Raw genomic sequence first — 14669 nt, forward strand, 5'->3', positions numbered from 1 at the left:
ATGAAACTACTACGATTTGGTATTTGTTGTTTATTAATTACAACTATGAGTTGCAACAAGGAAGAAAAGAAAGAACTTATTGCTGATGTATACGAAACCTCAGCAAGTGGTAACCAGTTAACTCAAATTAATGAATTTAAGAAATTAGATTCCTCGTCTGTAATAAAAATAAACCCAAATCAAAAGTTTCAAACTATAACAGGCTTCGGAGGTGCCTTTACAGAATCTTCTGCCTATTTACTTAACAAACTAAGTAAGAAAAATAGAGATACAATTTTACAAGCCTATTTTAGTGAAGATGGTGCTAATTATTCACTATGTAGAACACATATGAATTCTTGTGATTTCTCCTTAGGACAATATTCTTATACACCTACTGAGGATAAAGAATTAAAGGATTTTTCTGTTAAAGAAGATATGGATGATTTAATTCCTATGATTAAAGAGGCCAGCGCAATATCTAAAGATGGATTTAAACTTTTTGCTTCGCCATGGACAGCACCGCCTTGGATGAAAGATAACAAAGAATGGGTAGGTGGTAAACTGTTACCAGAACACTATCCTACTTGGGCTTTATTCTTTTCAAAATATGTAGATGCATACAAAGAGCAAGGAATTGATGTTTGGGGATTCACCGTTGAGAATGAGCCTTTAGGTAATGGAAACAATTGGGAAAGTATGCACTATACACCAGATGAAATGACTGATTTTGTTGTCAATCATTTAGGTCCAAAATTAGAAGCAGATGGTAAAGGTGACTTAAAAATTATAGGATACGATCAAAATAGAGAACACTTAAAAGAATGGGTAGATTCTCAATTTAAAAATGAAGAAACATCTAATTACTTTGATGGTACCGCAATTCATTGGTATGCAAGTACATTTGAGATTTTTGCGGATGAATTACAGAATGCGCATAATAAAGCTCCGGATAAACTTCTTATCCAATCTGAAGCATGTATAGATGCACAAGTTCCTGTTTGGAATGATGATGCATGGTATTGGAAAAAAGAGGCTACAGATTGGGGTTTCACATGGGCACCAGAAAAAGACAAACATTTACATCCAAAATATTCACCAGTTAATAGATATGCAAGAGATATTATTGGTTGCCTAAATAATTGGGTAGATGGTTGGGTAGATTGGAATATGGTTTTAGATACGAAAGGTGGACCTAATTGGTTTAAAAACTGGTGTATCGCTCCAGTTATTGTTGATCCTGAAAAAGATGAAGTCTATTTTACACCACTTTATTATACAATGGCGCACTTCAGTAAGTTTATTAGACCAGGAGCTGAAGTTATAGGTGTAGAAAAAACGGATGATGACTTATTGGTATCAGCATCAAAAAACACTGATGGTTCAATAGCCATAGTGGTTTTTAATGAAGGAAAAGAAGCAAAGGATTTTACTCTTAGTTTAAATGATGAAACTAAAAATATGGGAATAAAAGGGCAAGCAATTCAAACCATTGTTATCCCATCAAAGAAATAAAATATAAACTAACTAACTAATACAATTATGTCTAACATCGCTACACCAAAAAGAGATAAAGTGCCAATGGGTCAAAAGGCTGCATTTGGTTCTGGTCATTTTATATTAAACATTTTACCAGGAACCTTAGGTGTCTTTATTCAATTCTTTTTATTAACTGCTTGGGGAGTTGACCCCCTTTGGGCCGGCCTCTTAGGTGGTTTGCCTAGAATATTTGATTCCGTTACAGACCCTATAATGGGCTTTATCTCAGATAACACAAAATCTAGATGGGGTCGTCGTAGACCATATATATTTGTAGGTGCAATTTTAAGTGGTATACTTTTCTTCTTAATGTGGCAATTAGATGATAATGCATCGCAAAGCTACATCATCTGGCATGTTATGGTTGTTCAACTGCTGTTCTTAATAGGTAATACCATGTTTGCTACGCCTTTAGTAGGGTTAGGTTACGAGATGACTTCAGACTATAATGAGCGTACGCGTCTTATGGCATTCTCAAATACTATGGGGCAAATTGCTTGGATAATTGTGCCTTGGTTATATGTTATTATACCAGACTCTGAAACATTTAACACCCAGACAGAAGGTGTGAGGACTATGGCGCTTATAGTAGGTGCCATGTGTGTAGTATTCGGTATATTACCAGCACTATTTTGTAAGGGAATTGATTCTTCACATATGGAAAATCGTAAAGAAATCAATTTTAAATCCCTTGCATCTAATATGAAAGAATTATTAGCGGGTATTGTACAAGTTTCTAAGAATAAACCATTCATGAAGCTCTGTGGAGCAACATTCTTAGTGTTTAACGGTTTTCAGTTAGTTGCCGCCTTTGGTGTATTTATTATTGTGTTTTACATGTACAATGGTAGCTACGAACTTGCTGGCACATGGCCTGCATGGTTTAATACTATTAATGCGATGATAACGGCATTTATTGTAATACCTATTATATCCAAAATGGCTAATAAATGGGGTAAGAAAAATGCATTTATAATATCAACAGTACTTTCTGTTATAGGTTATATATTAAAATGGTGGGGATTTGATAAGGAACTAAACAGTGAGTTTAGCCAAACAGGTTTAGCAAAAAGCTTAAACTCTGGTGTGGGTTCAATATTCGAATCAATAAATCCTGCTTTAGATAATATAGGTATGTCTTGGTTTAGTATTGATCCAGGTACGGAAATCCCTTGGTTAATATTTGCTCCAATTCCACTTTTCGCATTTGGTATGGGTGGATTATTTACCTTGATGATGTCTATGACTGCAGATGTTTGTGATTTAGATGAATTAGAGAACGGCATGCCAAGAAAAGAAGGTACTTTTGGCGCTATTTATTGGTTAATGGTAAAAATTGGTCAATCAATAGCACTAGTTTTGGGTGGTGTAATTTTAAGTGTAGTAGGTTTCGATCCTAATGTCACTGAACAGTCTGTTGAGACTATGAATAATTTAAGAATAGCGGATATCATTGTACCTTCCGCTACAGCTGCTCTTGCTGTTTGGGTGATGTGGAAATACAATCTAACAGAAGAAAGAGCAAGAGATATAAAAGCAGAACTAATAGAACGAAGAGGAGAATTATAATAAAAATATAAATAGAAAAATAAATGGGTTACAGAAAAGAATCTTATTATAAATATAAAGGTTATAGTCAAATAGCTACTCAAGGAATAGATGTATCAAATCTATCGTTAGAAGAACTTAAGAGTCTTTGGCTTAAAACAATGAATGATGGTTTTCACGGTATATGTTTTAGCATGTACGAAGATGGACAAACACCAGGAGATCATATTAGTTATGAGCAGGTAGAACGTCGTATCAGCATTTTAAAACCGTACGTGAAGGCTATCCGATCATTTTCATGTATTGAAGGTAACGAACATGTTCCGGTAGCAGCAAAGAAACAAGGATTAAAAACTCTTGTTGGTGCATGGTTAAGTGATGATAAAGAAGATAATGAAAAAGAAATAGAAAGCTTAATAGCACTTGCCAAAGCAGGCCATGTTGACGTTGCAGCGGTTGGGAATGAAGTATTGTATCGTAATGATCTCACAAAAGAAGAATTATTAGGATATATAAAACGTGTTAAGGATGCTTTACAAGGTCTGGATATTCCCGTAGGATATGTAGACGCTTACTATGAATTTTCTCGTCATCCTGAAATTGTTGAGATTTCAGATGTACTTCTGGCAAACTTATACCCATTTTGGGAAGGTTGCCCGATTGAGTATGCCTTAGGACATATGCAGGCTATGTATGGTCAAGTAGTTGATGCGGCTCAGGGAAAACCAATTATTATTACAGAAACCGGGTGGCCTAGTGAAGGTGGTAGTTATAAGGGAGCTATAGCAGGAGATGTTGCGGCCATGAAATATTTTATAGATACCATAAGATGGACCAAAGAAAACGATATACCTATTTTTTATTTTTCTTCATTTGACGAATCGTGGAAAACAGGAGATGAAGGTGATGTTGGCGCATATTGGGGCCTTTGGGATAAGCACGAAAAACTTAAATACTAATGTAAGTATAAAATTATGTCTCGAAGAGATGAAAAATTTTTTGCATTAGCCTCTATAGATTATCAAGGGAAGTCACTAGAGGAATTAAAGTCTATGTTTAAAAAGACTTTAAAATCTGGTGTACACGGATTATGTTCTAGTCCTTATGAAGAAGGACAAAAACCAGGTGATCAATTATCAGAATCTCAGATTCATCGTAGATTAGAAATTATGAAACCACACACAGAATGGATTCGTTCTTTTTCTTGTACAGATGGTAATGAAATGATTCCAAAAATCGCCAAGAAAATGGGAATGAAAACGCTTGTAGGAGCTTGGTTAGGTGATGATCCCGAGATTAATGAAAAAGAATTAGAAGGCTTAATTAGTCTTTGCCATGAAGGTTTGGTGGATATTGCTGCTGTAGGTAATGAAGTTATGTACAGAGGTGATTTAACGGAAGCGGAATTACTTGATAAGTTGCACTATGTAAAGGCTTCAATAAAAGATTTGGATATTCCGGTAGGCTATGTAGATGCTTATTACGAGTTTGAAGAAAGACCAGCTGTTACTGAAGCATGTGATATAATATTGGCAAATTGTTATCCGTTTTGGGAAGGATGTGATTTAGATTACTCATTATTGTACATGAAGGATATGTATAATAAGGCAAAACGAGCGGGTAATGGTAAACGCACTGTAATTACTGAAACAGGTTGGCCAAGTGAAGGAACAAATTTACAAGGCGCTTTCCCTTCAGAGGAGAATGCAATAAAATACTTTATTAATACCCAGAAATGGTCTCAGGAAGAAGATATTGAGATTTTCTATTTCTCCTCTTTTGATGAATCGTGGAAAGTGGGTGCTGAAGGCGATGTTGGCGCTTATTGGGGAATTTGGGATACGAATGAACAACCAAAGTTTTAAACACGTTTTTTAACAATTCTCTATACTTAAAAATCTGGATTAATCTCCGCAATTACATATCTTTACCTTAAGCTAATTATTTAATGAAAGATGAAGAATTTTTGTAAGAGACTAATCCAGATTTTTTGTTTATGCCTTTTTATTTGGAGTTGTAACGACCAGCCAATACGAGATTTAAATCCTGAGCAACTTACCGCTGGATTTAATTTACTGCCCTCTGAAGTTACAGGAATAGATTTTAATAATAGCATTAAGGAGTCGCCTAAATTCAATCATTTTTATTTTAGTCAAATTTATAGTGGTTCAGGTGTTGCCATTGGTGATATAAATAATGATGGATTATCAGATATATTTTTTGGTGGTAATCAAGTTAACGATCGTTTATATTTAAACAAAGGTGATTTAAAGTTTGAGGATATTACAAAATCATCGAAGATTGCCAGAAAACCAGGTTGGACTTGGGGCGTGACCATGGTAGATATTAATGCAGATGGATATTTAGATATTTATATGAGTAGAAATGGTAATTCTATGAAATTAGAAGATAGGAGTAATCTACTTTACATTAATAACCAAGATCTAACGTTTACAGAATCGGCACAACGTTATGGTTTAGCTGATGTGGGCTTTTCAGCCCAGGCTATATTTTTTGATATGGATAATGATGGTGATCTAGACATGTACCAGGTTAATCAACCAGCAGATGCGAAGTTGTTTCTAATCCATGATATACCTAAACAAGATTACAGGTTTTTTGCGGATAGGTTATATGAGAATGTGGGAGGAAAGTATAAAGATATTACCATAGAAGCAGGTCTGATCGGTAAGACCTTTAAGTTTGGATTAGGAGTTTGTGCAGGAGATTTGAATAATGATGGTTGGACGGACTTATATGTGTCTAACGATTATGAGCAACCAGATTTGTATCTATTAAACAATAAAGATAAAACCTTCACAAATGTTATAGATGATAAAATGAAACACATTTCATTTTATAGTATGGGTATTGATATTAACGATATTAACAATGATGGTTTTCAAGATATTTTAACAATAGACATGACACCATCAGATCATTATAGATCAAAAGTAAATATGCCTTCCATGAACTCTGATAGGTTTTATGAATTGGTAAATAATGGGAACCACTATCAGTATATGAAGAATGCACTTCAAATCAATGTGAATAATGGGGAGTTTTCAGATATATCTAACCTTATTGGTATTTCTAGAACAGATTGGAGCTGGTCTGGTCTAATTCAAGATTTTAATAATGACGGTTTAAAAGATATAATTATTTCGAATGGTGTTAAATACGATTTATTGAATAATGATTATAAACAATCAGTGTCAAACTTAGAGGACGATATATCATTAGACCGCTTTTTCGAACTAAGCAAAAAGGCCCCTAAAAAGAAAATTGGAAATCAGATTTTTGTAAATAAAGGAAATTACAACTTTAGTGATAAAAGTAGCGAATGGAATTTTGATACACCAACATATTCAAGTGGTATGGCATATGGTGATTTAGATAATGACGGTGACTTAGACCTTGTTATAAATAATATGGAAGATTTTGCACATGTTTATGAGAATACAACGAATGGTAATTTCATAAAAGTCAACTTTGAAGGTTCAGAATTGAATAGATTAGGAATTGGAGCCAAGGTTTTAATAAATTATGATGACAAAAAACAAATTGCAGAACACTTTAATACCAGAGGTTATTTTTCGTCAGTTGAACCAGGTTTGTTTTTCGGCTTAGGTAAAACTAAAACTATTGATAAAGTAGAAGTTATTTGGTCTAATGGAAAATCGAATATATATGAAAATGTACAAGCTAATCAAGTAATTACTGCAAAATATTCTGAGGCTGAAGCCTATAATAAAATTGAGACTTCTGGAAACAGCCTTCTAACTCAAGTTGATTCAAATGTACTTGGTATAGATTATGAACATAAGGAAAACCAGTTCAATGAATATGTAGAGGAAATCTTACTACCTCATAATGTGTCTCAGAACGGCCCATTTTCAGAAGTAGCTGATGTTAATGGTGATGGTCTTGATGATTTGTTTGTTGGCGGTGCAAAAGAGCAGGCAGGTGTATTGTATATTCAAAATACTACAGGAAAATTTATAAAATCTATTTCTCAGCCATGGCAAAGTGACAGTGGATCTGAGGATTTAGGCTGTCTTTTCTTCGATGCAGACGGTGATACTGATTTAGATTTATATGTAACAAGTGGTGGCAGTGAATATAAACGCGGAAGTTCTAACATGTATGATCGATTATACCTAAATGATGGAAGTGGTCAATTTAGTAAAACTCAAAATGTATTACCAAAAATTGGGGAGAGCACTCAATGTGTAAAGGGATCTGACATTGATAATGATGGTGATTTAGATTTGTTCGTAGGTACAAGGTTAATTCCAGGCCAATATACTTTTCCGGCTGATAGTTACTTGCTTATTAATGAAAATGGAAAGTTTACAAAGGCACCATCTGAATTAGCACCAGCACTTAAAAATATAGGAATGGTTACTGATGCTGTGTTTACTGATATTAATAAAGATGGAACAGAAGATTTAATGATAGTTGGTGAATGGATGGAAGTGAAAGTACTGCTTAATGTAAACGGAAATTTTGAAGATAAATCCTCTGATTTTGGATTAGAAGATACACGAGGCATATGGTGGTCTATTACTGCTGCCGATTTAGATGGTGATGGTGATGATGATTATGTATTGGGCAACTTAGGGAAGAATAATAAATTTAAGGCATCAGAAGAACATCCCTTCAAAGTATATGCCAATGACTTTGATGATAATGGTACTAACGATATTGTATTAGCAAAATTTTATAAAGACGATTATGTACCTGTGAGAGGTAGAGAATGTACCAGTCAACAGATGCCTTATGTAGCAGAAAAGTTTGAGGATTACCACAGTTTCGCATCTTCTAAGTTATTTGAAATATTACCTGAGGATAAAGTTGATGAGGCGGTTATATACGAGATTAAGAGTTTTGAGAGTGTAGTTTTAATTAATGAAGGAGATCATTTTGTTAAGAAATCACTACCAAATGAAGCACAGGTTTCACCAATAAAATCATCCATGGTTTTAGATTTTAATGGCGATGGTATTAATGATATTTTGGTTGCAGGGAATCATTATGGTGTCGAAGTAGAGACAACACGATATGATGCAGGATATGGTAACATTCTTTTAGGCACTAGAGATGGATCATTTAAGGCCATGAACCCAAAAGAAAGTGGTTTTTATGTGCCTTTTGATAGCAGACATTTATCCCAAATAACAATAAATGGTCAAAAATCCATAGTGGTTACAAATAACAATGATGAATTAAAAATATTCAATACTAAAGGATAATCAGTATTGCTGTATAGTTGTGTTTTAGTAATATTTACTTACAAGAAAATTAAATATCTATATATCAAATACTTAGTATTGTGAACAAAAAATCTTACAAAGCGTTAAAATATGACTTGTATAGTTTTTGTATAGGTTGTTTTTCGCCTTTTTTTGAATTATATTCACGTTATTGTGTAAAATATTAACTAAATAATAAACAAACATGAAAAAAATTACTTTTTTAATTTTAATGGTTCTGGTTTCATTCGTGGGTTCGGCTCAGGTGATTCTTGAAGATTTTGACACGCTTACTTTAAATGCCGGTGGAGGAGCTACGGGGGATTATGGTGGCTTTGGTAGTATCGCTACTAGTTTAACAACGGATGGATCTGATAATGTTGGTGAAGCTATAAATAATGCTGCAGGTGAGGTTTGGCAGGGTATCTATGTTGTTTTAGACACTAACTTCATGGATTTGTCAACTAATAAAACTGTTACTGTTGATGTTTTCAATAATGACGGTAACACATTTTATTTGACTGGTCAAGTTGAGTTAGGCCAAAGTGGTGCTGCTACTTCTCGAGCAGTTGCAAGTCATGCTGGAGGTGGATGGCAAACTATGTCATTTGATTTCAGTGCTCCACCAACTGGATTTCCTGCTGCAGACGGAGAATATGGCCAATTTACAATATATACTAATTCAGATAGTGCTGGAGGTAATCCTTCACCAATAGGTGCTCTAACTATTTTAGTAGATGACATTACGGCTGTTGCTGGTGCAGCAATTGCACCTCCGGCGCTCCCAACTGTCGCTGCGCCAACACCTCCTGCAAGAGCAGCAAGTGATGTAGTTGCACTTTACAGTGATTCTTATACACAGTCTACAAACTGGGGTCAGATAGATGTATTCGCAGCCTCTTCACTAACAGATGTAACAGTTGATGGTAATAACACTTACCAATTAACAGGTGCTCCAGGTGGAGGATATCAATACAATTATTTTGCACCTCCAGGAACTTCAGAAGATTTATCAGGGATGACTCATTACCATGTTGATATTTGGGTAGAAGGTACTATAGCAGGAGGAGAAGTTTTTACGGTTCAAGCATTAAACTATGACCCTTCAGATGCTCCAGAGTCTAATAATTTCTATCAAGCACCAGTTACATCAACAGGTGAGTGGATATCAATAGATGTGCCAATTTCTAGTTTTGCAAATGCAGACGGAAATACAAATTATAACAACATCAGAATATTACAAATCATTTTACAAGGTCCAGCTTATGGTCCTGTGTTTTTTGATAACTTATATTTCCACAACAATCAAGTATTGAGTACAGATGAATTTGATACGGCTGAGTTTAGTGTATTCCCTAACCCAACTAACGGTGAGTGGAATATTAACAGCAACTCTGAAATGAGCAAAGTTTCATTATTTGATATTTTAGGTAAAGAAGTATTAACTATTACTCCTAATGCGACTGAGGCTACAATAGATGCTTCTACATTTAGAACTGGCGTATATTTTGCTAGAATTGAAGGTGTAAGTGGTACTAAAACTGTTAAGCTTGTTAGACAATAAGTCTTTTTAAGATAAATTATAGTTATAAATTTATAGCGTGCTTATATTTTATATGCACGCTTTTTTTTCTTTGTAAGTTTTCAATTGACTTAATTTATTTCGTCTTACTAACTTTTAATCAGTAAAGTAAAATGGTGTCAGTATAGGTCATTTGATTTTTAATAATTAAATATACTATTATGAAAAAAATTACGTTTTTATGTTTAGCCTTTATATTGCCACTTGGCATTATGGCTCAAGAATTCCCATTAGATTTTGAAGTCTCTGAGGATGATAATTGGAGTGCTTTTAATGGGGCAACAGTAGCTGTCTTAGTTGACCCAACAAATGCGTCTAACCAAGTATTAGAATTAACTAGTAATGGCGCAGACTTTGATGGTGCATCTATTAACATGGGTACATACATTGATTTATCAGATGACAATAATAATACCATAACTCTAGAGTTTTGGACACCAGACGCAACAACTAGGACGCATTTGCTCAAATTAGAAGGAGCGTCAAGTAGTCCTACAGTTACAGAACTATACTTTAGTACTTCAGTTGCAGGGTGGCAAACGGTAACGCTTAATTTTGGTCCTGGTTTAGCCAATGATTATCCAATTTTGGTCTTATTTGCAGATTCTGGTGAGGGTAATACTGCAACTGGCACATATTATATTGATGACATAGACGGGCCAAACGGTGCGGTAATTCCACCAGACCCAGTACCTTCTGGTCCGGCAACTGTGCCAAACGCACCGGATTCTGAAGTTTATAGTATCTATAATGATAGCCCAGGTTTTTCAACTAATTTTCCGGTTGCTTATACTTTTGGTACCCTTTCAGGCGAGCCAGATTTAGACGCTTCAGCTACAGAGAATAAAGCGCTTAAATTTAATTTTGGTGTTGCAGGTTGGGGTCAAGGTGAAGGTGGTCCTGATGATGTATCTTCTTATGGCTTTGTTTCATTTGACTATTGGGCTGGCCCTACGGTTGTTGGTTTTGATTTTGTATTAATTAGCAACAACGGTGGAATTACAGAACATAAGTACCAAATCAGTATTCAAGAACCTGTTGTAAATGAAGCTTGGACTAAAGTTCAAATTCCGATGTCTTTCTTTACAAATATAGGTTTTGCAAATACGGCATTGTGGCAATGGAAATTCAGCCCACTTAATGATAGTGTAGATAATAGTGGAATTGTATATGTAGATAATATACTATTAACGCAAAACTTACTTTCTATAAATGAATTTGACACTGAAAGTTTTAGTGCATATCCTAACCCAACAAATAACGATTGGAATATAAAAAGCAATTCTTTTATGAGTAAAGTTGCCGTCTATGATATTTTAGGTAAAGAAGTATTAGCTATAACACCTAATACTACTGAAACTACAATAGATGCCTCTACATTAAAATCAGGTGTATACTTCGCTAGAATTGAAGGTGTAAACGGTACAGCAACGCTTAAGCTTGTTAGACAATAATATTTAATAAGACTTTTATAGGTATAATAATAAAGCGTGTTAATATTTTGTAAGCACGCTTTTTTCATTATAAGCAGTCAATTAACTAAATTTAATCTTCAACAATTAAAACCTAAATGATAAATAGGACGGTTCTCATATTATGTGTTTCTTTATTATTGTTTGGGTGTAACCAAGAAACAAACCTAGCAGTTAATGAAAAGGGTGTAAAACCAAATGACTTAATTAAGGAGACCAGCCCTTATTTATTGCAACATGCCTATAATCCTGTGAATTGGAAAGCATGGAATGATGAAGCATTAGCACTTGCAATAGCAGAGAAGAAACTTGTTGTGATTTCAATTGGTTATTCTGCATGCCACTGGTGCCATGTTATGGAAGAAGAAAGTTTTGAAAACGATACTGTCGCAAAACTGATGAATGAGAAATTCATCAATATTAAAGTAGATAGAGAAGAACGTCCAGATGTAGATCAAGTATATGTCAATGCTGTAACATTAATGACAGGGAGTGCTGGTTGGCCCTTAAACGTTATTGCTCTGCCGGATGGGAGGCCAGTATTTGGTGGCACCTATTTTACCAAAGACCAATGGCTAAAAGTTTTAAAACAGACATCTTCTCTTTTTGAGTCTGATCCACAAAAAATGATTTCCTACGCAGAAAAATTGACTGAAGGCGTTATTAAGACGGATTTAATTGAAGTTAACAAAGAGAAAACACCATTTGAAGCATCAGAGCTAAAGGATATAATAACCAACTTTAAAACTAATCTAGATTTTAAGTTGGGTGGTCAGAAAAAGGCACCCAAATTCCCGATGCCAAGCCATTTGAGTTTGTCATTGCGTTATGCACATCAATTTAATGACACAGAACTTTTAGAATATGTCACCAACACATTGAATAAAATGGCCTATGGTGGTTTATATGATCAAATAGCAGGTGGTTTTTCAAGGTATTCCGTAGATGATAAATGGCATGTGCCTCATTTTGAAAAAATGCTTTATGATAATGCTCAATTAGTTAGTCTATATGCTGAGGCTTATAAGCTAACAGAGAATGAAGATTATAAAGGAATCATAATTGAGACCTTAGATTTTATTAATGCAGAAATGACTTCATCCGAGGGTGCATTTTATTCTTCGTTAGATGCGGATAGTAAAAATGAAAATGATGAACTAGAAGAAGGTATTTATTACACTTGGACAAAGGAAGAGCTCAAAAAAATATTAAAAGAAGATTATGATTTATTTAAAGCGTATTACAACATAAATAATATTGGCCAATGGGAAAAAGGGCAGTACATTCTGTATAAAACTAAATCCGATACCGAATTTACAAAGCAAAATAATATTGATCCAAATTCGTTTCAATCTAAATTAAAGCAATGGAAGAACATGCTTTCTGTAGAACGCAATAAAAGAAATCGTCCAAGATTAGATGATAAGGCACTTACATCTTGGAATGCTCTTATGCTAAAAGCGTATTTAGATGCATATAGAGCTTTAGGTAATAAAGCTTATTTAATGCAGGCATTAAATAATGCCAATTTTATTAAGGAAAAACAGCTTCAACCTAATGGCCAATTACTACATAGTTATAAAGATGGGACTAGTGCAATTGATGGTTTTGCAGAGGACTATGCACATGTTATAAATGCATTCATAGAATTGTATCAAACTACATTAGATAAAGCCTGGTTAAATTTAGCTAAGGATTTAATGGATTATACTGTAGACCATTTTTTAAACAATGAGAATAGTATGTTCTATTTCACTTCAGATAAAGTCAATAATCTCATTGCGCGAAAAACTGAAGTTTATGATAATGTAATACCAGCTTCTAATTCAGTATTGGCAGAAAACCTCTTTAAATTGGGCCATTACTATTATGATAAATCTTATACTGAACGAGCCGAACAAATGTTAAGTAATATTAATGGAGATATAGTTAAATCTCCTACGGCATTTACAAATTGGTTAGAGCTATATATCAGTTTTGCGAATCCATTTTATGAGGTAGCAATTAGTGGACCCAATGCATTAGAAAAAATAAACGAAGTTAATAGTAAATTTATACCTAATATAATTATTGCAGGAGCTACGCAAGAAGATGACTTACCACTATTAATTAATAAATTTACAGAAGACAATACTTTAATTTATGTTTGTGTTAATGGCACATGTAAATTACCTGTTGCTGAAGTTGAAGTGGCACTAAAGCAGATAGAAAAATAAATAGTAGATAGAAGTATTATCTTTATTTTAAATAAAAACGAATTATGACTACACTAAAGGAATTAGCGAAGCTACTCAACATATCTGTTTCTACAGTGTCCAAGGCATTAAATGACAGTCATGAAATTAGTACACAAACTAAAATAAGGGTTCACGAACTAGCGGAAAAACTCAACTATAAGCCAAATAGGATTGCACAACAGTTAAAAACCAATAAAACAAAAACGATTGGAGTTATTCTTCCTACAGTGACCAATCCCTTCTTTGCAGAGGTTTTACATGGTATCGAGACAGCTTCATCTAAGAACGATTATGATATTATTGTATGTCTCTCAGAAGAAACCTGTGCTAAGGAAGCCAGAAGTTTAGAGTTGTTATCTAATGGTAGTGTTGATGGTTTTATAATGGCAGTAGCGAGGGAGAGTCAAGTTAAGGAGCAATGGGATCATATTAATTCAATTCTAGAAAGAAAAATTCCTGTTTTAATGTTCGATAGAGTTGTAAAGGATATTGTTTGTGATAAAGTCATTGTAGATGATTTTCAATCTGTTTATGAAGCAACAAAATATCTTGCTGAAGAGGAGAAAAGAAAGAACATTTTACTAATTAGTAATATTGAAGAATTGAGTGTTGGTAAGCTCAGGATAAATGGGTACAAACAGGCAGTTGCAGAAAATAATCTTACAAGCGACATTTTAAAATTAGATAACGTAAAAGATGTGGAAGAAGCACTTTTCTCATATCTAAAGAATAATGACCAAATAGATGCTATAATCTCTAATGATCATATCACGGGAATTGTAGCGATTAATATGGCTAGAAAGTTAGGGAAGGAGATCCCAAAAGATATTTCTGTTATTGGTTTTGGTTATGAAAACACACAGATAATATCGAGTCCTAAGATTTCTATTATTCATCAAAAGGCATTCGAAATAGGTGAAATTGCAATTAAGCTCTTAATTGAAAATCTCAATAACGAAACTCACGAATTACAGACTATAATAGTTCCGAGTGAACTTAAACTAAGTGGGTCAACAAAAAAAGCCTGATCATATGACCAGGCTTAACTCATTATTTT

At 34.1% G+C, this 14669-nt stretch carries 9 protein-coding genes; all 9 read left to right on the forward strand.

What is annotated here, in order from left to right; genetic code table 11:
• Complete coding sequence (locus tag ACFWV9_RS13500) at positions 1-1494, forward strand: glycoside hydrolase family 30 protein (protein WP_411895758.1); 1494 nt, start codon at positions 1-3, stop codon at positions 1492-1494.
• A 27-nt stretch (positions 1495-1521) separates the two neighbouring features.
• Positions 1522-3087, forward strand: a complete 1566-nt coding sequence (locus ACFWV9_RS13505) for an MFS transporter (RefSeq protein ID WP_411895759.1) — start codon at positions 1522-1524, stop codon at positions 3085-3087.
• Between the two features lie 23 nt (positions 3088-3110).
• The gene (locus ACFWV9_RS13510) at positions 3111-4025 is read left to right on the forward strand and encodes a glycosyl hydrolase family 17 protein (protein WP_411895760.1); all 915 of its coding nucleotides are present in this window, start codon (positions 3111-3113) and stop codon (positions 4023-4025) included.
• A gap of 15 nt (positions 4026-4040) precedes the next feature.
• Positions 4041-4931, forward strand: a complete 891-nt coding sequence (locus tag ACFWV9_RS13515; protein ID WP_411895761.1) for a glycosyl hydrolase family 17 protein — start codon at positions 4041-4043, stop codon at positions 4929-4931.
• Positions 4932-5021: 90 nt separating this feature from the next.
• Positions 5022-8321, forward strand: a complete 3300-nt coding sequence (locus ACFWV9_RS13520; protein WP_411895762.1) for a VCBS repeat-containing protein — start codon at positions 5022-5024, stop codon at positions 8319-8321.
• 205 nt (positions 8322-8526) lie between these two features.
• Positions 8527-9885, forward strand: coding sequence for a T9SS type A sorting domain-containing protein (locus ACFWV9_RS13525; protein WP_411895763.1), 1359 nt, complete (start codon positions 8527-8529; stop codon positions 9883-9885).
• A 179-nt stretch (positions 9886-10064) separates the two neighbouring features.
• A complete protein-coding gene (locus tag ACFWV9_RS13530) occupies positions 10065-11357 on the forward strand; it encodes a T9SS type A sorting domain-containing protein (protein ID WP_411895764.1) in 1293 nt (430 codons plus the stop codon).
• 116 nt (positions 11358-11473) lie between these two features.
• On the forward strand, positions 11474-13591 hold the full coding sequence (locus tag ACFWV9_RS13535; protein WP_411895765.1) for a thioredoxin domain-containing protein: 2118 nt from the start codon (positions 11474-11476) through the stop codon (positions 13589-13591).
• A gap of 44 nt (positions 13592-13635) precedes the next feature.
• Positions 13636-14640: a LacI family DNA-binding transcriptional regulator gene (locus ACFWV9_RS13540; protein ID WP_411895766.1), complete on the forward strand. Its 1005-nt coding sequence runs from the start codon at positions 13636-13638 to the stop codon at positions 14638-14640.
• The last annotated feature ends 29 nt before the right edge of the window (positions 14641-14669 follow it).

The organism is Winogradskyella sp. A2, from assembly GCF_046762865.1.
GTDB lineage: Bacteria > Bacteroidota > Bacteroidia > Flavobacteriales > Flavobacteriaceae > Winogradskyella.

Bases quoted from the DNA above. Each gene is read 5' to 3' on its own strand.
- ACFWV9_RS13500 (WP_411895758.1), top strand. From the start codon at position 1: ATGAAACTACTACGATTTGGTATTTGTTGTTTATTAATTACAACTATG.
- ACFWV9_RS13505 (WP_411895759.1), top strand. From the start codon at position 1,522: ATGTCTAACATCGCTACACCAAAAAGAGATAAAGTGCCAATGGGTCAA.
- ACFWV9_RS13510 (WP_411895760.1), top strand. From the start codon at position 3,111: ATGGGTTACAGAAAAGAATCTTATTATAAATATAAAGGTTATAGTCAA.
- ACFWV9_RS13515 (WP_411895761.1), top strand. From the start codon at position 4,041: ATGTCTCGAAGAGATGAAAAATTTTTTGCATTAGCCTCTATAGATTAT.
- ACFWV9_RS13520 (WP_411895762.1), top strand. From the start codon at position 5,022: ATGAAGAATTTTTGTAAGAGACTAATCCAGATTTTTTGTTTATGCCTT.
- ACFWV9_RS13525 (WP_411895763.1), top strand. From the start codon at position 8,527: ATGAAAAAAATTACTTTTTTAATTTTAATGGTTCTGGTTTCATTCGTG.
- ACFWV9_RS13530 (WP_411895764.1), top strand. From the start codon at position 10,065: ATGAAAAAAATTACGTTTTTATGTTTAGCCTTTATATTGCCACTTGGC.
- ACFWV9_RS13535 (WP_411895765.1), top strand. From the start codon at position 11,474: ATGATAAATAGGACGGTTCTCATATTATGTGTTTCTTTATTATTGTTT.
- ACFWV9_RS13540 (WP_411895766.1), top strand. From the start codon at position 13,636: ATGACTACACTAAAGGAATTAGCGAAGCTACTCAACATATCTGTTTCT.